Annotated in this window: 17 protein-coding genes and 2 pseudogenes; 9 read left to right on the forward strand and 10 right to left on the reverse strand. The window is 71.0% G+C overall.

What is annotated here, in order from left to right; translation table 11 throughout:
- Window positions 1–126 precede the first annotated feature (126 nt).
- A pseudogene (locus tag ABZY12_RS22255) lies at window positions 127–354 on the forward strand (pyridoxamine 5'-phosphate oxidase); the annotation flags it as partial.
- A gap of 155 nt (window positions 355–509) precedes the next feature.
- Here the strand turns inward: ABZY12_RS22255 and ABZY12_RS22260 are convergent.
- Window positions 510–893: pseudogene (locus ABZY12_RS22260) on the reverse strand (hypothetical protein); the annotation flags it as partial.
- Window positions 894–1,892: 999 nt separating this feature from the next.
- Here ABZY12_RS22260 and gcl point away from each other — a divergent pair.
- Entirely contained in the window at window positions 1,893–3,680 is a 1,788-nt protein-coding gene (gcl, locus tag ABZY12_RS22265; protein WP_356892898.1) for a glyoxylate carboligase, read from the forward strand.
- A 123-nt stretch (window positions 3,681–3,803) separates the two neighbouring features.
- Here the strand turns inward: gcl and ABZY12_RS22270 are convergent, their stop codons facing one another.
- Complete coding sequence (locus ABZY12_RS22270) at window positions 3,804–4,775, reverse strand: ArsR family transcriptional regulator (protein ID WP_356892900.1); 972 nt, start codon at window positions 4,773–4,775, stop codon at window positions 3,804–3,806.
- A gap of 58 nt (window positions 4,776–4,833) precedes the next feature.
- On the opposite strand from ABZY12_RS22270, the gene ABZY12_RS22275 reads away from it, so the two are divergent.
- Complete coding sequence (locus tag ABZY12_RS22275) at window positions 4,834–6,036, forward strand: MFS transporter (protein WP_356892902.1); 1,203 nt, start codon at window positions 4,834–4,836, stop codon at window positions 6,034–6,036.
- 381 nt (window positions 6,037–6,417) lie between these two features.
- Here ABZY12_RS22275 and ABZY12_RS22280 read toward each other — a convergent pair whose 3' ends face one another.
- The 3 genes from ABZY12_RS22280 to ABZY12_RS22290 all read right to left on the reverse strand — a co-directional run bounded on the left by ABZY12_RS22280 (window position 6,418) and on the right by ABZY12_RS22290 (window position 9,813).
- Complete coding sequence (locus tag ABZY12_RS22280) at window positions 6,418–7,881, reverse strand: catalase (RefSeq protein WP_356892904.1); 1,464 nt, start codon at window positions 7,879–7,881, stop codon at window positions 6,418–6,420.
- A 166-nt stretch (window positions 7,882–8,047) separates the two neighbouring features.
- Window positions 8,048–8,938: a 2-hydroxy-3-oxopropionate reductase gene (locus ABZY12_RS22285; RefSeq protein WP_356892906.1), complete on the reverse strand. Its 891-nt coding sequence runs from the start codon at window positions 8,936–8,938 to the stop codon at window positions 8,048–8,050.
- A gap of 41 nt (window positions 8,939–8,979) precedes the next feature.
- Window positions 8,980–9,813, reverse strand: coding sequence for a TIM barrel protein (locus ABZY12_RS22290; protein WP_356892908.1), 834 nt, complete (start codon window positions 9,811–9,813; stop codon window positions 8,980–8,982).
- 140 nt (window positions 9,814–9,953) lie between these two features.
- On the opposite strand from ABZY12_RS22290, the gene ABZY12_RS22295 reads away from it, so the two are divergent.
- From ABZY12_RS22295 to ABZY12_RS22320, 6 genes are all read left to right on the forward strand, one after another.
- Complete coding sequence (locus tag ABZY12_RS22295) at window positions 9,954–10,205, forward strand: thiamine-binding protein (RefSeq protein ID WP_356892983.1); 252 nt, start codon at window positions 9,954–9,956, stop codon at window positions 10,203–10,205.
- A 44-nt stretch (window positions 10,206–10,249) separates the two neighbouring features.
- On the forward strand, window positions 10,250–10,588 hold the full coding sequence (locus ABZY12_RS22300; RefSeq protein WP_356892985.1) for a helix-turn-helix domain-containing protein: 339 nt from the start codon (window positions 10,250–10,252) through the stop codon (window positions 10,586–10,588).
- A gap of 155 nt (window positions 10,589–10,743) precedes the next feature.
- Window positions 10,744–11,259 (forward strand): 2-oxo-4-hydroxy-4-carboxy-5-ureidoimidazoline decarboxylase, encoded by a 516-nt coding sequence (uraD, locus tag ABZY12_RS22305; RefSeq protein WP_356892910.1) that lies wholly within the window; start codon window positions 10,744–10,746, stop codon window positions 11,257–11,259.
- Window positions 11,256–11,645 (forward strand): hydroxyisourate hydrolase, encoded by a 390-nt coding sequence (gene uraH / locus ABZY12_RS22310; RefSeq protein ID WP_356892912.1) that lies wholly within the window; start codon window positions 11,256–11,258, stop codon window positions 11,643–11,645. Before uraD ends, uraH begins: the two co-directional genes overlap by 4 nt.
- A gap of 5 nt (window positions 11,646–11,650) precedes the next feature.
- Entirely contained in the window at window positions 11,651–12,574 is a 924-nt protein-coding gene (gene pucL, locus ABZY12_RS22315; protein ID WP_356892914.1) for a factor-independent urate hydroxylase, read from the forward strand.
- A gap of 103 nt (window positions 12,575–12,677) precedes the next feature.
- On the forward strand, window positions 12,678–13,202 hold the full coding sequence (locus ABZY12_RS22320) for a hypothetical protein (protein WP_356892916.1): 525 nt from the start codon (window positions 12,678–12,680) through the stop codon (window positions 13,200–13,202).
- On the opposite strand, the gene ABZY12_RS22325 is transcribed toward ABZY12_RS22320, so the two are convergent.
- From ABZY12_RS22325 to ABZY12_RS22345, 5 genes are all read right to left on the reverse strand, one after another.
- The gene (locus ABZY12_RS22325; protein WP_356892918.1) at window positions 13,181–14,344 is read right to left on the reverse strand and encodes a serine hydrolase domain-containing protein; all 1,164 of its coding nucleotides are present in this window, start codon (window positions 14,342–14,344) and stop codon (window positions 13,181–13,183) included. The genes ABZY12_RS22320 and ABZY12_RS22325 overlap by 22 nt on opposite strands.
- A gap of 96 nt (window positions 14,345–14,440) precedes the next feature.
- On the reverse strand, window positions 14,441–15,154 hold the full coding sequence (locus ABZY12_RS22330; protein WP_356892920.1) for a response regulator transcription factor: 714 nt from the start codon (window positions 15,152–15,154) through the stop codon (window positions 14,441–14,443).
- Window positions 15,151–16,218, reverse strand: coding sequence for a histidine kinase (locus tag ABZY12_RS22335; RefSeq protein WP_356892987.1), 1,068 nt, complete (start codon window positions 16,216–16,218; stop codon window positions 15,151–15,153). Before ABZY12_RS22335 ends, ABZY12_RS22330 begins: the two co-directional genes overlap by 4 nt.
- Before the next feature lie 107 nt (window positions 16,219–16,325).
- Window positions 16,326–17,111: an SAM-dependent methyltransferase gene (locus tag ABZY12_RS22340; protein ID WP_356892922.1), complete on the reverse strand. Its 786-nt coding sequence runs from the start codon at window positions 17,109–17,111 to the stop codon at window positions 16,326–16,328.
- The gene (locus tag ABZY12_RS22345; RefSeq protein WP_356892924.1) at window positions 17,108–17,818 is read right to left on the reverse strand and encodes a glycerophosphodiester phosphodiesterase; all 711 of its coding nucleotides are present in this window, start codon (window positions 17,816–17,818) and stop codon (window positions 17,108–17,110) included. Before ABZY12_RS22345 ends, ABZY12_RS22340 begins: the two co-directional genes overlap by 4 nt.
- Between the last annotated feature and the right edge of the window lie 2 nt (window positions 17,819–17,820).

Consider the following 17,820-nt stretch of genomic DNA (forward strand, 5'->3'; position numbering starts at 1 on the left):
GATCGTCACGCGCGGGTGGCCGGAATCAGCGGCCTGGAACCCCCGGCCGGCACGCCGGCCGGACCGGAGGCTTTCGGCGGTGCCGGGGCGGACGTTCGGGCAGCGGTCCGTCCGTGGGCTTAGGCGGATATCTTCGATGTGGTGCTGCTGCAGGGGGAGGCGGAGCGCTATTCCGCGAGGGATGTGCCGAAGGACGCCGCGGATGCGTTCGCGGGTAAGTTCGGTGGGGATCCACGTACGGCAGACGCCCCCTTCGTGTACCTGCGTGTCGCGCCGCGAACAGTGCGCGCCTGGCGTGGAGAACCGGAGCTGCGCGGCCGGGTCATCATGCGCGAGGGGGTGTGGCTGGGGTAGCACGGGTCCCTGGGCGCAGACGTCCGCCGGCCACGATGAGGTCCGCATCCCCGTACGGCGCCTGCTGCCTGTGCGGCGCCCGCTCCAGTACGGAGGTACGAGAACGGCGGCGGTCCGGCGGTCCGGACGGCCCCGCCGGGCACGGATCGCGCCGCTCACCGGCCCGTGGTGGAGATCAGCTTCTCGGCGTGGGAGTTGACCGGCTGCGGTGTGCCGGTGAGGTCGAGGACGAAGAGCGGGATGCCCAGGTCGTCGGCGCGGGACCGGGCGTCGGGGGTGTAACCCGCGAGGGAGAAGAAGACGCTCGCGGCCGAGCTGCTGAGGCCGTTGAGCCAGAGGCACTCCACGGCGCGCAGCGTGGACGGCCGGGTGCTCGGATCGACCTGGGCGACCAGGCCGGGCGCCCGTAGGTCGGCCCCGGACGCGGACCGCTCCTCTGGCTGGACGACATCCCGGTACCCCAGCCAGCGCAGATACCCGGCGGACGCGGCGACGGCGTCCCGCGCGGTCCGGATGACCACGGGCCGGAACGCCGCCCGAGGGGCCGCGACGGCGGGCACGGAAGGCCCGCCCACGTCGCCATGCCGCCGGGCCGCGCCCTGGCCTCGGTCGCCGTCGTCCGGGGCCTTCCCGAGCCCGGTGTCCGCCGCGTCGGGGAGGCTTCCGGGCTCGGCGGCCGGCAGGCCGGGCCGCGCCGTGCCATCGGGCCGGGCCGTGGCGTCCCGGCCGTCGCCCTCCGGACCGCCGCGCCCTCCGGGAAGCCGACCGTACTCCCGATCCCGGTCGCCGACTCGTGCCACGTCCTCCGTCCAGGCGCCCGCGCCGTCCCGGTGCTCGGGCCGCGCCGCGTCGCCCTCGCCGCCCGTCCGCGGCCCGCCACGGGGCAGACCGCGCCCGCCGTCCTGCGCGCCCGCCCGTGTCCCCGTACGCGTGCCGTCGGGACCGCCGGTGCGGGCGGGCTCGGGCGCAGGCCGTCGGCCGCCCTGCCCGGGGACACTCGGCGTCCCGCCCCGCCACTCCCCGCCTTCCGGCGCCGTACCGGCCGCCCCGTCGGCCGGCCCCGGCGGAAGGACCGGAACGCGGAGGACCGTGCCGCAGGTGCAGCCCAGCTCCGGGTGGGGCCATTCGTCCTCGCGGCCGCAGGCGACGCAGCGGACCGTGACCCACTCGTCCGTCCAGTTGCGGTGCGTGATCGGCTCGCCCGTCGCCCCCGGGACCACCGGTGGCACGACCGGTGTGCCGCAGGCGCACGGGAAGACCGGCACCGCATAGCTCTGCGTCCGCAGACATTCCGGGCAGCGCACCCGTACCGACTCACCCATACCCACGCCGAACCCCCTGTCTTTCCGACCCCATCGTCCACCAATTCAGCCCGGCAGGGGAGGGAGTTCGGCCATCGCCGCACCCGGCTCCCTTGACGGCTCTCACCACCCCGACCTACATTGCTTCCACATAGCAGAACAATACTTCCGCAATACGGAATCCCGCCCGGAGTGATGGGGCGCCCGATTCCGCCTGGCCGAAGCAGGAGCCCTCCCATGCCTCGTATGACCGCCGCCGCAGCGGCCGTTGAGATCCTCAAGCGCGAAGGTGTCAGCAACGCGTTCGGCGTGCCCGGCGCGGCGATCAACCCCTTCTACCGCGAGCTCAAGAACGTCGGCGGCATCAGCCACACCCTCGCCCGTCACGTCGAGGGCGCCTCCCACATGGCCGAGGGCTACACCCGTGCCAAGGCCGGCAACATCGGTGTCTGCATCGGTACCTCCGGCCCCGCCGGCACCGACATGATCACCGGTCTGTACTCCGCGATCGCCGACTCGATCCCGATCCTGTGCATCACCGGCCAGGCCCCGGTCTCGAAGCTCCACAAGGAGGACTTCCAGGCCGTCGACATCGCCACGATCGCCAAGCCGGTCACCAAGGCGGCGACGACCGTCCTGGAGGCCGCGCAGGTCCCGGGCGTCTTCCAGCAGGCGTTCCACCTGATGCGCTCCGGCCGTCCCGGCCCGGTCCTCATCGACCTGCCGATCGACGTCCAGCTGACCGAGATCGAGTTCGACCCGGAGACCTACGAGCCGCTGCCGGTCTACAAGCCGCAGGCCACCCGCGCCCAGGCCGAGAAGGCCATCCGCTTCCTGCTGGAGTCCGAGCGCCCGCTGATCGTCGCCGGCGGCGGCATCATCAACGCCGACGCCTCCGACCTGCTGGTCGAGTTCGCCGAGATGACCGGCGTCCCGGTCATCTCCACCCTCATGGGCTGGGGCACCATCCCGGACGACCACGAGCTGGCCGCCGGCATGGTCGGTGTCCAGACCGCGCACCGCTACGGCAACGAGACCTTCCTCGCCTCGGACTTCGTCCTCGGCATCGGCAACCGCTGGGCCAACCGCCACACGGGCTACAACCTGGAGGCGTACACCAAGGGCCGGAAGTTCGTCCACGTCGACGTCGAGCCCACCCAGCTCGGCAAGATCTTCGCCCCCGACTACGGCATCGCCTCCGACGCCAAGGCCGCGCTGGAGCTCTTCGTCCAGATCGCCAAGGAGCTCAAGGCCGAGGGCAGGCTGCCGGACTTCTCCGCCTGGGCCGCCTCCGCGCAGGAGCGCAAGGCCACCCTGCAGCGCCGCACGCACTTCGACAACATCCCGATGAAGCCGCAGCGCGTGTACGAGGAGATGAACAAGGCGTTCGGGCCGGAGACGCGCTACGTCACCACCATCGGCCTCTCCCAGATCGCGGCCGCGCAGTTCCTGCACGTCTACAAGCCGCGCCACTGGATCAACTGCGGCCAGGCCGGCCCGCTCGGCTGGACCATCCCGGCCGCGATCGGCGCCGCCACCGCGGACCCGGAGACCCCGGTCGTCGCCCTCTCCGGCGACTACGACTTCCAGTTCATGATCGAGGAGCTGGCGGTCGCCGCCCAGCACAAGATCCCCTACGTCCACGTTCTCGTGAACAACGCCTACCTGGGTCTGATCCGTCAGGCGCAGGGCGGCCTGGGCATCAACTTCGAGGTCAACCTCGAGTTCGAGAACATCAACACCCCGGAGATCGGCGTCTACGGCGTCGACCACGTCAAGGTCGCCGAGGGTCTGGGCGTCAAGGCCATCCGCGTCACCGACCCGAACGAGCTGGGTGCCGCCCTCGAGGAGGCCAAGAAGCTCGCCGTCGAGTACAGCGTGCCGGTGGTCGTCGAGGCCATCCTGGAGCGCGTCACCAACATCTCGATGAGCAAGACGGTCGACATGAGCGACGTCACCGAGTTCGAGGAGCTCGCCACCGAGCCCGGCCACGCGCCGACCGCGATCAAGGCCCTCAAGGTCTGATCAGCCCCTGGGGGAACGGCCCCCGCCCCGAGAGCACCGGGGCGGGGGCCTTCGCGCGTCACCTCACGCCTCACCACGTCACGCCGGGTCACGCCACGCCTCACCACGTCACGCCACGCCAGGTCACGCCTGCGCCCGTACGAGCGTCTCCCCGGCTCGTGTCCAGGAGTAGAGGACCGATCTTCCCGCCCGCCTGCGCCGTACGAGCCGGGCGTCGAGCAGCACCTTCAGATGCCGCCCCACCGAGCCGAGCCCCTGACCGGTCAGCGCCACCAACTGACTGGTGGTCTTGGGGGATTCCAGGCGTACGAGAACTCCCGCCCGCGCCGTGCCGAGCAGCGCGCCGAGCGCCTCGGGCACGGCCGGACCCTCCAGGTCGGCCAGGGCGCCCGCGCACGGGTACACGACGGCGTACCGTTCCGTCCCCTCCCACGACACCCAGCCCCGGCTCGTGGTCACCGGCACGAACAGCAGCCGCCCGCCGTCGACCGAACGCGGCGGAAGAGCCCGGGAGTTGACCTGCAACCGCCCGTCGCCGAGCCAGCGCAGCCTGCCGGGAGACAGCTCGTCCAGCGCCGCCGCCCACCCGCCCCGGCTCAGCCGCGCCGTGCGCGCGACGACGTCCGCCTCGATGATCCGGCGACGGCGCGGCCAGCTCGGCAGGACCGTCTCCCGCCACACCCACGTCAGTATGTCGGCCATCCGCTCCGGCAGATCGGCGGCCGACCGCAGCGGCTCGGGTACGGGCCCGCCCAGCGACACCGAGAGGTGACCGACGGCGGAGACCGGGTCCGTCTCCCGTACGGCGGTCAGCTCCTCCTCGAAGCTCCGCTCGCCGTCGCCGAGCGGGGTCGGGGTGACGAAGTCCGCGTTCCAGGTGGGGCCGAGCGCGGCCCGCACGAGCAGGGCGTCGACCGGATCGATCGTCAAACGGCTTCGGTACGAGGGAAGATGAGCCTCCAGCCAGGACCGCTCACCCGGATGGGCCGCCGCCGCCCGGTCGAGCGTCTTGAGCGCGGCGACGGCCTCGGTCAGCGGCGACACGACGAATCGGCCGCCCGCGAGCGCGTCCGCGTCGATCTGCCACCAGCCCATGTTTCGCCTCCCCGCGAAACAATAACGCCCCGCGCGGTGCTCCCGGAGACTCCCGATCATGCGCAGTTACCGCGAACTGTTCCGCACGCCCGAATACACCCCGCTCTTCCTCACCGCCGCCGTCCAGGTCGCCGCCCAGACGGTGGCCGGTCTGGGGCTGGCCACGCTCGTCTTCCGGTCCACCGGCTCGCCGTTCCTCTCGGCGCTCGCCCTCTTCGGCCCGTCCCTCGCCCAACTCCTCGGCGCGACCACGCTGTTGTCCGCCGCCGACCGGCTCCCGCCGCGTGGCACCATCGCCGGCATCGCGCTGCTCCACGCCCTCGGCACCGCCGCGCAGGCCGTCCCCGGACTTCCGGTGGGAGCGATCTTCGCGATCCTGCTCATCGAGGGGCTGGCCGGCTCGGTGGGCGGTGGCGTGCGCTACGGGCTGTTGACCGAGATCCTCGCCCGGGAGGGGTATCTGCTCGGCCGCTCGGTGATGAACATGGCCGTCGGGCTCTGCCAGATCGCCGGATTCGCCACCGGCGGTCTGCTGGTCGCGCTGCTGTCGCCGCGCGGCGCTCTGCTGACCGGCGCCGCTCTCTATCTCCTGGCGGCGGTCATGGCCCAGGCAGGTCTGTCCCGCCGGGCGCCGCGCGCCACCGGCCGGCCCTCGGCCGCCGAGACCTGGCGGACCAACGCCCGGCTCTGGTCCTCCCGGTCCCGCCGGCGGCTCTACCTCGCCCTCTGGATCCCCAACGGCCTGATCGTCGGCTGCGAGTCCCTCTTCGTCCCGTACGCCCCCGAGCACGCCGGGCTTCTGTTCGCCTGCGGCGCGCTCGGGATGCTGGCCGGGGACACCGCCGTGGGCCGCTTCCTCCCGCCGGCCTGGCGCGCCCGCCTGGGCGCACCGATGCTGACACTGCTGGCAGCGCCGTATCTGCTCTTCGTACGGGATCCGGGGCTGCCGCTCGCGCTCGCGGCCGTGACGGTGTCCGCGGTCGGGTACGGCGCGAGCCTCATCCACCAGGAGCGGCTGATGGCCCTGGTTCCGGAGGAGTTGAGCGGCCACGCGCTCGGGCTGCACACCTCCGGCATGATCGCGCTGCAGGGGCTGAGCGCCGCGCTGGCGGGCGCCGTCGCCCAGCTCACCTCGCCTGGCACGGCCATGGCGCTGCTCGCCGCGGCCTCGCTCGCGGTGACCCTCGCGCTCGTCGTCACCGAGGGGCCTTCGGGCGCGTCACGACCGTCTCCTCGCAAGGAGCGTCGGTCGGCGGCTTGAGCGCCGCCACGCGCGGGGCCGGGCGCGGGCACGCGGAAGAGCGCGGAACCAGGGACCGTAAACCTGGTTCCGCGCTCTCGTCTGAAGACCGCCCGACGGTGCGAGGCTGGCGCGACAGGACGTTCGCGCCGCCGGGCGGAGCAGAGGGGGAGGTGGTGGGCGTTGGGACCGCGGCGGCGACGACGGGCGTCCCGGACGGTCCCCTTCCTTCAGGTCAAGAAGGGGAGCCGGACGTCCTTACCACCGCACTGGCTCGTTCACCGCCGCGGTCCTCACGCTGTCCGTACCGTCGGCCACCCCTCATCCGGGCCGCCGGTCCGGACGGCGTACGACATCTGACCTCCCGTCGGATGCCGTACGCGGTCTGGTCGCCGCGCTGGATCAGTCCTCGCGCAGGGCGCGGACCGCCTCCTCCACGCGCTTGCCGTACTCCGGGTCGGCGGCGGCGAAGTGCGCGATGTTCTTCTCGATGACGTCCTCGCGGGAGACCTGGGACAGACCGCCGGCGATGTTGGCGATCAGGCGGCCCTTCTCGTCCTCCGACATCAGGCGGTAGAGCTCACCGGCCTGGAAGAAGTCGTCGTCCTTGTTGTGCAGCGGGGCCTCGTGCGTGCCGGTCCAGCCGGCGATGGCCAGCGGGGCGGAGAGCGCGGCGTCGGTCTGTGCGGGACCGGCGTACGAGTTGGGCTCGTAGTTCTTGTCCGTGCGCGAGCCGTTGCGGGTGGCCATGAAGCCGTCGCGGCCGTAGTTGTCGGCACCCCCGGGTACAGCCTTCGGGGCGTTCACCGGCAGCTGGGTGTGGTTCACACCGAGGCGGTAGCGGTGGGCGTCGGCGTAGGCGAAGAGGCGGCCCTGGAGCATCTTGTCCGGCGAGGGACCGATGCCCGGGACGAAGTTGTTGGGGGAGAAGGCGGCCTGCTCGACCTCGGCGAAGACGTTGTCCGGGTTGCGGTCGAGGACCAGACGGCCCACGCGCTGCAGCGGGTAGTCCGCGTGCGGCCACACCTTGGTGAGGTCGAACGGGTTGAAGCGGTAGTCCGCGGCCTCGGCGGCCGGCATGACCTGGACGTACAGGGTCCAGGAGGGGTTCACACCGCGCTCGATGGACTGCAGCAGGTCGGTCTGGTGCGAGTTGGCGTCGCTGCCGACGACCTCGGCGGCCTGCTCGGCGGAGAGGCAGCGGATGCCCTGGTTCGTCTTGAAGTGGTACTTGACGAAGAAGGCCTCGCCCGCCTCGTTGGTCCACTGGTAGGTGTGGGAGCCGTAGCCGTTCATGTGACGGTACGAGGCCGGGATGCCGCGGTCGCCCATCAGCCAGGTGATCTGGTGCGTCGCCTCGGGGGCGTGCGCCCAGAAGTCCCAGACGTTGTCCGGCTCCTGCTTGCCCGTGAACGGGTCACGCTTCTGGGAGTGGATGAAGTCGGGGAACTTGATCGGGTCCTTGATGAAGAACACCGGGGTGTTGTTGCCGACGAGGTCGTAGTTGCCCTCTTCGGTGTAGAACTTCAGGGCGAAGCCGCGCGGGTCACGGACGGCGTCCGCGCCACCGAGCGAGTCGGCCACGGTCGAGAAGCGGATGAAGGTCTCGGTCCGCTTGCCGACCTCGGAGAGGAAGGCGGCCTTCGTGAAGCCCGTGACGTCGTCCGTCACCTCGAAGTAGCCGTACGCGCCGGAGCCGCGGGCGTGCACCACGCGCTCCGGGATCCGCTCACGGTTGAAGCGCGCGAGCTTCTCCAGCAGGTGCTGGTCCTGCAGGAGGATGGGGCCACCGACGCCGGCGGTGGCGGAGTTCTGGTTGTCGGCGACAGGGGCGCCGGACTCGGTCGTAAGCACGCGCTTCGACATCGTGACCTTCCGTACGGGAGCTCTGCTGGCGGGGTGCGAGGAGCGTAGATTCGCCTCGAACATCACGTCAACAGTTTGTTGAAGATGGAGGGTGGTGTTCCGGTCGGCGGCGGCGCCTGGGCGCGACAGGACAGGTGTCAGCGCCGCCGCCGACCGGAAATCTGGGTCAGACCTGCTGGCCGGAGAGGCGCTCGACGGCGCGGAGCAGGGCCGAGTGGTCCAGGCCGCCGTCACCCTGCGCACGCAGGGAGGCGACGAGCTGGGCGACGACGGCACCGACCGGAAGGGCCGCTCCGACGTTGCGGGCGGCGTCGGTGACGATGCCCATGTCCTTGTGGTGCAGGTCGATCCGGAAGCCGGGCTTGAAGTCCCGGTTCAGGAAGTTGTCCTTCTTGCGGGTCAGGACGGTGGAGCCGGCCAGACCGCCGTTGAGGACGTCCAGGGCGGCCTGGAGGTTCACACCGGACTTCTCCAGGAAGACCACGGCCTCGGCGCATGCCTGGATGTTGACCGCGACGATGAGCTGGTTGGCGGCCTTCACCGTCTGGCCGGAGCCGTGCGGACCGCAGAGGACGATCGTCTTGCCGAGCGCCTCGAGGATCGGCAGGGCCGCGTCGAAGTCGGCCTGCTCGCCACCCACCATGATCGACAGGACGGCCTCGATGGCGCCGGCCTCGCCGCCGGACACCGGGGCGTCCAGGACGCGGATGCCCTTCTCGGCGGCGTTCTTGGCCAGGTCCACGGAGGTCTGCGGGGTGATCGACGACATGTCGATGATCAGCGCGCCGGACTTCGCGTTCTCCAGGATGCCCTCGGGGCCGTAGGAGATGGCCTCGACCTGCGGGGAGGCGGGCACCATCGTGATGATCACGTCGGCGTCCTTGACGGCCTCGGCGATCGATCCGGCGGCGGTGCCACCGGCCGCGGCGAGGCGGTCCAGCTTGTCCTGCTCCAGGGTGAAGCCGGTGACGGAGTAGCCGGCCTTGATCAGGTTCTCGGACATGGGGGAGCCCATGATGCCGAGACCGATCCATGCGACCTTGGGGAGATTGCTCATGGTGAGGGTGCCTCTCGAAAACTGGTGGTACGGGGAGGAGGTCAGCGGGCCGCGCGGGCCTCGGCCGGGAGCCACTCGAAGGACGCGGCCGCGTCGGCGGCCTTGTACTCCAGGCCGACCCAGCCGTCGTAGCCGGCCTTCTTCAGCTCGTCGAGGAGCTGCTCCAGCGGCAGGTCGCCGGTGCCCGGCGCGCCACGGCCCGGGTTGTCGGCGATCTGGACGTGGCCGGTCTTGTCGGCGTACCGGTCGATGACCTCGCTGACGTTCTCGCCGTTCATCGACAGGTGGTAGATGTCGAGCAGGAACTTGGCGTTGCCGAGCCCGGTGGCCGCGTTGACCTTGTCGACGACCTCGATCGCGGCGGGGGCGCTCACCAGCGGGTAGAGCGGCGACTCCGGCTTGTTCAGGGTCTCGACCAGCAGGATCGCGCCGATCCGGTCGGCCGCGCGGGCGGCCAGGGCCAGGTTCTCCAGGGCGAGGGCGTCCTGGATCTGCGGGTCCACGCCGTCGACGCGGTTTCCGTAGAGCGCGTTGAGCGCCTTGCAGCCGACGGAGGCGGCGAAGTCGGCCGCCACGTCGATGTTGGCGCGGAAGCGGTCCGACTCCTCACCGGGGACGGAGAGGGCGCCGCGGTCGGGGCCGGGCAGCTGCCCGGCGTAGAAGTTCAGGCCCACCAGCTGGGTGCCGGCGTCGTCCAGAGCCTTCTTGAGCGCGTCGAGCTCGCTCTGGTCGGGGGTGGCGGTGTCGATCCAGGGCCACCACAGCTCGACCGCGGTGAAGCCCGCCGCGGCGGCGGCCGCGGGGCGCTCCAGGAGCGGGAGTTCCGTGAAGAGGATCGACAGGTTCACATCGAAGCGCTGGTCCGTGTATCCCATGAGGGGCGGCGCTCCTTCCGTATTGCGGAAGTAACTTTCTGTCTGACGGAATGTTGCAAGCGAGGCGCCCCGCTTGTCAAGAGGCTCCGGCAGGTCAGGGCTGCCGTCGGTCGACTCCCGGCCAGTAGCGTGGGGCCATGGTGCGTTTGAGAGTGGAGTTCACGACCGAGCCGTTCGACCTGGACGAGGCGCCCGCGCACGCGGTCGTGGCGCGCGACGTCATCCAGGCGGCGGAGCTGGACGCGGTGGACGTCGGTCCGTTCGGCAACACCGCGGAAGGGCCCGCCGACGAGGTCCTGACCGCCGTCGACGCGCTGCTGCGCAGGTCGCTGGCGGCCGGCGCGACCCGCGTCTCCCTCCAGGTCAACGTGATCGGGGAGGGCGAGAAGTGACGGAACACCCTCTGGTCGCCGCGGTGAAGCCGCTGGTCGACGCCATGGGCGCGGAGATACTGGGCCCCGAGCAGGCCGAGCAGGACGACGTGGTGCTGGCGTGGGAGGGCGAGGACGTGCTCGCCGTACGCCTGCCGCAGCTGTCCGACTCCCTCGACCACATCCTCGCCGCGATGGAGCGACGGCACGGGATGCCGCTCTCCGAGCTGGACCGCAAGGCCAAGCAGGAGGTGGTCCGGACGCTGGAGGCACGCGGTGCCTTCTCCGTGCGCCATGGGGTGGAGACGGTGGCCGGCGCGCTCGGCGTCAGCCGGTTCACCGTGTACAACTACTTGAACAGGGAGACCGCCCTGAACAGGGAAAAGACGGCCGAGAACGGCTAGTTGATCATGTCGAACCACGAGCCGCCGTCCAGATGTCGGGACGGCGGCTTTTGTGTGGCCGAGTTTTCAACAAAGTGTTGACGTGGTGTTTCTGAGGGCGTTAGCTATCCGCAGCCCGTCCGACGCACAGTGAAAAACAGCCACGGAGGCTTCCCGTGACTTCAGGTACGACTCCGGGCCTCGCCCGGTTCAACACCTCGGCGGACAGCGACGCTGTCGCCGCGCTCCACGAGGTGTGCTCCAGCTCGGCGTGGGGGAGCAAGCTCGCCGCCCAGCGCCCGTACGCCACCGTCGAAGCCCTCTTCCTCGCCAGCGACGCCGCGATGGCCGAACTGACCGCCGAGGATCTGGCCGAGGCGATGGCGGGCCACCCGCCGATCGGTCGTCCGAAGGCCGGGGACCCGACCTCCTCCCGCGAACAGAGCGGGATGGCCGGAGCCTCCGAGGAACTCAAGGCCGAGATGCTCGAACTCAACCTGGCCTATCAGGAGAAGTTCGGTCATGTCTTCCTCATCTGCGCCACCGGCAGGACCGGCGAGCAGATGCGCGACGCGGTCCGCGAGCGGATCGAGAACGCGCCCGAGGTGGAGCGGGAGATCGTCCGCACCGAACTGGGCAAGATCAACCGTATCCGCCTGAGCCGTCTCGTAGAGGAAGAGAGCGCCGCATGAGTACCGACACCACCGCCTCGGTGTCCACCCACATCCTGGACACCAGCATCGGCCGCCCCGCCGAGGGCGTGGCCATCACGCTCGCGGCCCGCAGCGGCTTCGACGCGGAGTGGGTCACGCTCGGCGGCTCGGCCACCGACGCGGACGGGCGTTGCAAGGACCTGCCGGCGCTGCCGGAGGGAACGACCCATGTACGTCTCGACTTCGAGACCGAGGCGTACTTCTCCAAGAAGCAAGCCGAGGCGCAGCAGGACGCCCCCCGCGTAAGGGACAGCGGTGCGTTCTTCCCGGAGGTGGCGATCACGTTCGCCGTCAAGCCGGGCGAGCACTACCACGTACCGCTGCTGCTCAACCCGTTCGGCTACTCCGTTTACCGAGGGAGCTAGCAGACATGCCCACGATTCTCGGCCAGAACCAGTACGGCAAAGCAGAGAACCGCGTCGTCAAGATCACGCGGGACGGCGACACCCACCACATCAAGGACCTGAACGTCTCCGTCGCCCTCTCCGGCGACCTCGACGACGTCCACCTCTCGGGCTCCAACGCCCACTGCCTGCCCACCGACACGACCAAGAACACCGTATTCGCCTTCGCCAAGGAGTACGGGATCGAGTCGGCCGAGCAGTTCGGCATCCACCTGGCGCGTCACTTCGTGACCAGCCAGGAGCCGATCCACCGGGCCCGGATCCGGATCGAGGAGTACGCCTGGGATCGCATCGCGACCTCGGACGCCAACTCCAAGTTCATCGGCTCCGACGAGGTGAACCACTCCTTCGTCCGTCAGGGCCAGGAGACCCGGGTCACCCAGATCACGTACGACGGCGAGAAGTGGGAGGTCATCTCCGGCCTCAAGGACCTCGTCGTGATGAACTCCACCAACTCGGAGTTCTGGGGCTACATCAAGGACAAGTACACGACGCTCCAGGAGGCGTACGACCGCATCCTGGCCACGCAGGTGTCCGGCCGCTGGCGCTTCAACTGGAGCGACGACGACCAGCGGATGCCCAACTGGGAGAGGTCGTACGCCGAGACGAAGAAGCACATGCTGCAGGCCTTCGCCGAGACGTACTCCCTCTCGCTGCAGCAGACGCTGTACCAGATGGCCTCGCGCATCATCAACCACCGTTCGGAGATCGACGAGGTCCGCTTCTCGCTCCCGAACAAGCACCACTTCCTGGTGGACCTGGAGCCCTTCGGGCTCAAGAACGACAACGAGGTCTACTACGCCGCCGACCGCATGTACGGCCTCATCGAGGCCACGGTGCTGCGCGACGGAGCCACGGCGCACATCCCGGTCGACATGACCAACCTCTAAGCGGCACTGAGTAGCGGGCCCCCCCCCCCCCCCCCCCGTCCGGCTTTCCGGCAACCCGCCCCCCTCTTTTTGAACGCGTTCATGTGGGGCGTACGCTGCCGTCATGAGCGACACGAACGGGCCGAGAGTCCTTCTCAAGCGCATCCGCGTCTGGCTGGCCGTCTTCATCGTCTGCCTGGTTCTGAGCGGGGCGACCGCCTTCCCGCTCGTCACCGAACTCCGCCTCGCCGAGGAGGCGTTGAGCTCCTGGGCCGCGCCGGTCGGCGATGCCTTTCCCGGCCTTGCGGAGTGGATGCAGCGGGTACGGGAGGGGACGGACGCCGCCGACGCCCAGTACCCCTTCCTCCTCTACGGCACCGACTGGCTCGCCTTCGCCCACCTCGTCATCGCCGTCGCCTTCTACGGGCCCTACCGCGACCCGGTGCGCAACATCTGGGTCATCGAGTTCGGCATGATCGCCTGCGTCGGCATCATCCCGCTCGCCCTGATCTGCGGACCGATCCGGGACATCCCCTTCTGGTGGTCGGTGATCGACATGTCGTTCGGCGTCTTCGGGATCGTCCCGCTGCTCGTCGTGCGGCGGATGATCAAGCGCCTGGAGGCGCTTCAGTCCGTCGGCGCCCCGTAGGCCGCCACCATGATGTCCAGAACGACCTTGTTCGTGTCCTGGCCCTTCGCGTCCGTCGCGTTGACGCTGAGGACCAGGGTGCGCGCGCCGTCCCTGGTCGAGGCGATCGCCGCGTTGTAGCCCCAGCGGCCGCCGGTCTTGCCCCACACCTCGCGACCGCCCAGCTTCTTCATCGAGAGACCCGCCGAGTAGGCGGCCGGGGTGCCGGTCCTGACATCCGCCACCTTCGGGAGTGTGAACATCTCCTGGAGGAGGGGGCCGCGCACCACCCGGCCCCGGAAGAGGGCCCGCGTGAAGCGCTCCAGATCGGCCGTCGTCGAGATGATGTCGCCCGCCGCCCAGCCGTCCGTCGCCCCCCACACCGACACGTCGCGCAGCCCGGTCGAACCGTCGTCCAGCCTCATCGTCTGGTAGCCGTGGTTGTACGGGCCCGCGATGCGCGGGTCCGTACCGGGGAAGTACGTGTCGCGCAGGCCCAGCGGCCGCAGGACGCGGGCGGCGACCTGACGCTCGTACGCGTCGCCGGTCACCCGCTCGATCAGCAGGCCGGCGATCGTGTACCCGATGTTGAGATAGTGCTGCTTCGTGCCCGGGGCGAACTCCCGCTGCTTCGCCGTCGCCGAGCGGACCATCTCCCGCGGGTCGTGGATCTCGAAGCGGTTCGCGTACCACTCCTCGACCGTGTCGCCCGCGAAGTCCGGGGCCGGGATGCCGTGCGTGTGGTTGAGGAGCTGGCGGACGGTGACCTTCCCGTACCGGCCGGGGATCAGCTCCGGCAGGTAGGAGCGCGCCGAGCGGTCCAAATCGAGACGCCCCTCGGCGGCCAGCTGCAGCACGACCGCCGCCGTGAAGACCTTCGTCACCGAGCCTGCCCGGAACCGGGCGTCCGGATCGGCCGGGCGGTTGGTCTTGAGATCGTGGACACCCGCGCTGCCCCGCCAGGAGCCCTCCGTGCCCCCGACCCGGACCAGCGCGGCCGTCGTGTGCGCGGCCGGCAGCCCGGCGATCGCCGCCTCCAGAGCCGGGCTGCCGGAGGCGACGGACACCGCACGGGTGTCCGCGGCGGCCGGCAGGACCGCCGGGCCCGCGGCGACCCCCAGGACGAGGGCCGTGGCCAGCAGCGTGCGGATGGTGCTCTTCATGGTCAACTCCAGGAGTGTGAGCCGTTGTTCTCGACGGCTCCATCCTGCTGACCTGGGGCGATTCCGTGATCGCCCGCACCGGCGGTCTTCGCGCGGTCAGTTCCTCGCCGACGCGGGGGAGCGGGACGGGCCCGCGCCTCCCCCGGCCGGGGGAGCAGCACGGCCGCCCGCGGTGACCAGACCCGTCTCGTACGCGCAGATCACCGCCTGGATGCGGTCCCGCAGCCCCAGCTTGGCCAGCACGTGCCCGACGTGGGTCTTCACCGTGTGGTCGCTGACCACCAGCTCCGCCGCGATCTCCGCGTTCGACAGCCCGCGCGCGAGCAGCAGCAACGTCTCGCGCTCCCGGGCGGTGAGCACGTCCAGCCGGGGATCGGTGCGGCGCGGGCGCCCCGAGGTGTACTGCTCCACGAGCCGCCGAGCCACGGACGGCGCCAGCAGCGAGTCGCCCCGCGCCACCACCCGTACCGCGTGTACCAGATCGTCCCGGCGCACGTCCTTCAGCAGGAACCCGCTGGCGCCCGCGTGCAGCGCCTCGTACACGTACTCGTCGGAGTCGAAGGTCGTCAGCATCACCGTCCGGCAGCCGCTCACCGAAGTGATCGCCCGGCACGCCTCGATGCCGTCCACGCGCGGCATCCGGATGTCGAGCAGCGCCACGTCGGGTGCGTGCAGGCGCACCGCCTCGACCGCCTCCGCCCCGTCACCCGCCTCGGCGACCACCTCGATGTCCGGCTGGACGTCCAGGATCATCGAGAAGCCGCTGCGGACCAGCTCCTGGTCGTCGGCCACCACCACACGGATCGTCACCGCGCCCCCTCCGCCCGAGTGGGTACGGGCAGCTCGGCCCGCACCTCGAAGCCCCGGCCGCCCGGCCCGGCGCCGGCCGTCGCCGTACCGCCGTGGGCGGCCGCCCGCTCCCGGATGCCGACGAGACCGTGCCCGCCGGACCCCGGTCGCGGGCCGCGCCCGTCGTCCGTCACCCGTATCTCCAGCGCCTCGTCCCCGTACGACAGCAGCACGCGAACGGTCCGCGCGTCCGCGTGCCTCACCACGTTCGTCAGCGCCTCCTGGACGATCCGGTAGATCGTCGCGCCGGTGGCGGACGGCAGCGCCCCCGCCCCGCTCCGTGCCCCGCCTCCCGGTCCGTCCGCGGTCTCGTACACCACGTCGAGACCGCTCGCCCGTACCCGCTCCACGAGTTCGCCGAGGTCCCCGAGGTCCGGCTGCGGCGCGCGGGGCGCGTCGTCGCCGTCCCGCAGCACCCCCAGCATCCGGCGCAGCTGGACCATCGCCTCCCGCCCAGTGCCGGAGATCGCGTCGAACGCCGCCTCCGCCCGCTCGGGAGCCGTCCGCACCGCCACCGGGCCGGCCTCCGCCTGCACGATCATCAGGCTCACGGCGTGGGACAGGATGTCGTGCATCTCCCGTGCGATCCGGGCCCGTTCCCGTGCGGCGGCCTGTTCCGCCTCGACGCGGTGGGCCCGCTGCCGGGCGTCGGTGAGCCGTCCGAAGACGTACGCCGCCCCGAACACGAAGAGGGAGAAGGTCAGTTCCCGGGCCGAGCGGGTGTTGAGCCACACCGACACCGGCACCGCGACCACCAGCAGCAGAGCCGTCGCCAGCCGTTTCCACGGCGGTGAGAGCGCGGCGATCGTGTAGACGATGACGAGCCCGGTGTACGGCAGGGGCTGCCCGGGGCCCTCCAGTGCCAGCCGGTACAACCCGCTGGTCGCGAGGATGGCGAGCAGTACGACGACGGGCGCGCGCCGGCGCCAGACCAGCGGGATCACGGTGAGCGTCGTCAGCCCGTACGCCGCCCAGGTCGCCGGTTCGAGGCCGGGCGAGCGCGGCACCACGAACGGCATCGTCATCGCCGCCTGGACCAGCAGCGCGATGCCGATGTCCACGGCCAGGGGGTTGGCCCGGCCCAGCGTCCTGGCCCGCTCCCACAGGTCCTGGGCCTTCCCCCGTACGCCCACTACGGCTTGCGTCCCACCGCGCCGAACTGCGCCACCTCGCTCGCCGGGGCGAACCGCCAGCTCGCGCACGACACCACGCCGGGCTCCAGGATGTCGAGACCGTCGAGGAAGGAGGTGAACTCGGCGCGGGTGCGGGCGGTGATCGGCGGGGTCGCGTTCTCGTTCCAGAACTCCATCGCCGCCACGTTCCCCTCGCCGCCGAGCTCCGGCTCCAGCGTGGGGTGCGTGAGGACGAGATGGCTCCCGGACGGCATCGCGTCCATCAGCGTGCGGACGACGCCGCGCGCTTCGTCGGTGTCCAGGACGAAGTTGAGGATGCCGAGCATCATCACCGCGACCGGCTGACCGAGGTCCAGCGTCTTCGCCGCCGCCTGAAGGATCCGCTCCGGCTGCCGGGCGTCCGCGTCGACGTACTCGGTGGCGCCCTCCGGGGAGCTGGTCAGCAGGGCGCGGGCGTGCGTGAGCACGATGGGATCGTTGTCGACGTACACGATCCGGGCGTCCGGCGTGACGCGCTGGGCGACCTCGTGGGTGTTGTCCGCGGTCGGCAGGCCCGTGCCGATGTCCAGGAACTGGCGCACCCCCCTGTCGGCGGCCAGATGGGTCACGACGCGGCCGAGGAACGCCCGGTCGGCGCGGGCCACTTCGCCGATGCTGGGATAGAGACCGGTGACCTGGTCGCCGACCGCCCGGTCCACCGGGTAGTTGTCCTTGCCGCCCAGCCAGTAGTTCCACACGCGGGCGTTGTGGGCGATGTCGGTACGGATCCTGTCGGTTCCGGTCACCTCGGAGTACCCCTTCGCAGTTCGGCGGCGAGCGCGTCCACGCGGTTGGTGGTGACGGCGTCCACCCCGCACGCGATCAGCTTACGCATGGTGCGCCGGGTGTCCGCCGTCCAGGCGGAGACGAGGTAGCCGTCCCGGTGCACCCGGTCCACCAGCTCCCGACTCACCAGCCCGAAGCGGTAGTTGAGCCAGCGCGGCTTGACCGCGTCCAGGAGCACGGCGCGCGGCGGGGACAGCGTCGTCCAGGTCAGGGCGATCTCGGCGGCCGGGTCGGCGGCCCGGATCTGGAGCATGGCGACGCCGCCCGCGCAGTAGTACACCCGCTCGGCCGCCCCGCACTCGCGGACCGTGCGGACGACGGTGCGGACCGACGTCTCGTCGCCGCCGGGCAGATCGAGCAGCAGCCGGTGCGGACCGGCCGCGATCAGTGCCTCCCGAAGGGTGGGGACGCCGTCGTGGGTGAGCTCGCGGAGCTGTGCGAGGGAGAGCCCCGAGAGCGTCCGGTCGTGGCCCCACAGCCGTTTGAGGGTGTCGTCGTGGAGAAGGACGGGAACGCCGTCGCCGGTGAGCCGGACATCGATCTCGACGGCGTCCGCACCGGCCTCGATCGCCGAGACGATCGAGGGGACGGTGTTCTCGCGGACGCGGTACGGGTCGCCGCGGTGGGCTACGACAGTGACGTGGTCCAGGGGCGTGACGTGGTCCATGG

Origin of the sequence: Streptomyces sp. NPDC006551, from assembly GCF_040611675.1 — a bacterium.
Taxonomy (GTDB): Bacteria; Actinomycetota; Actinomycetes; order Streptomycetales; family Streptomycetaceae; genus Streptomyces.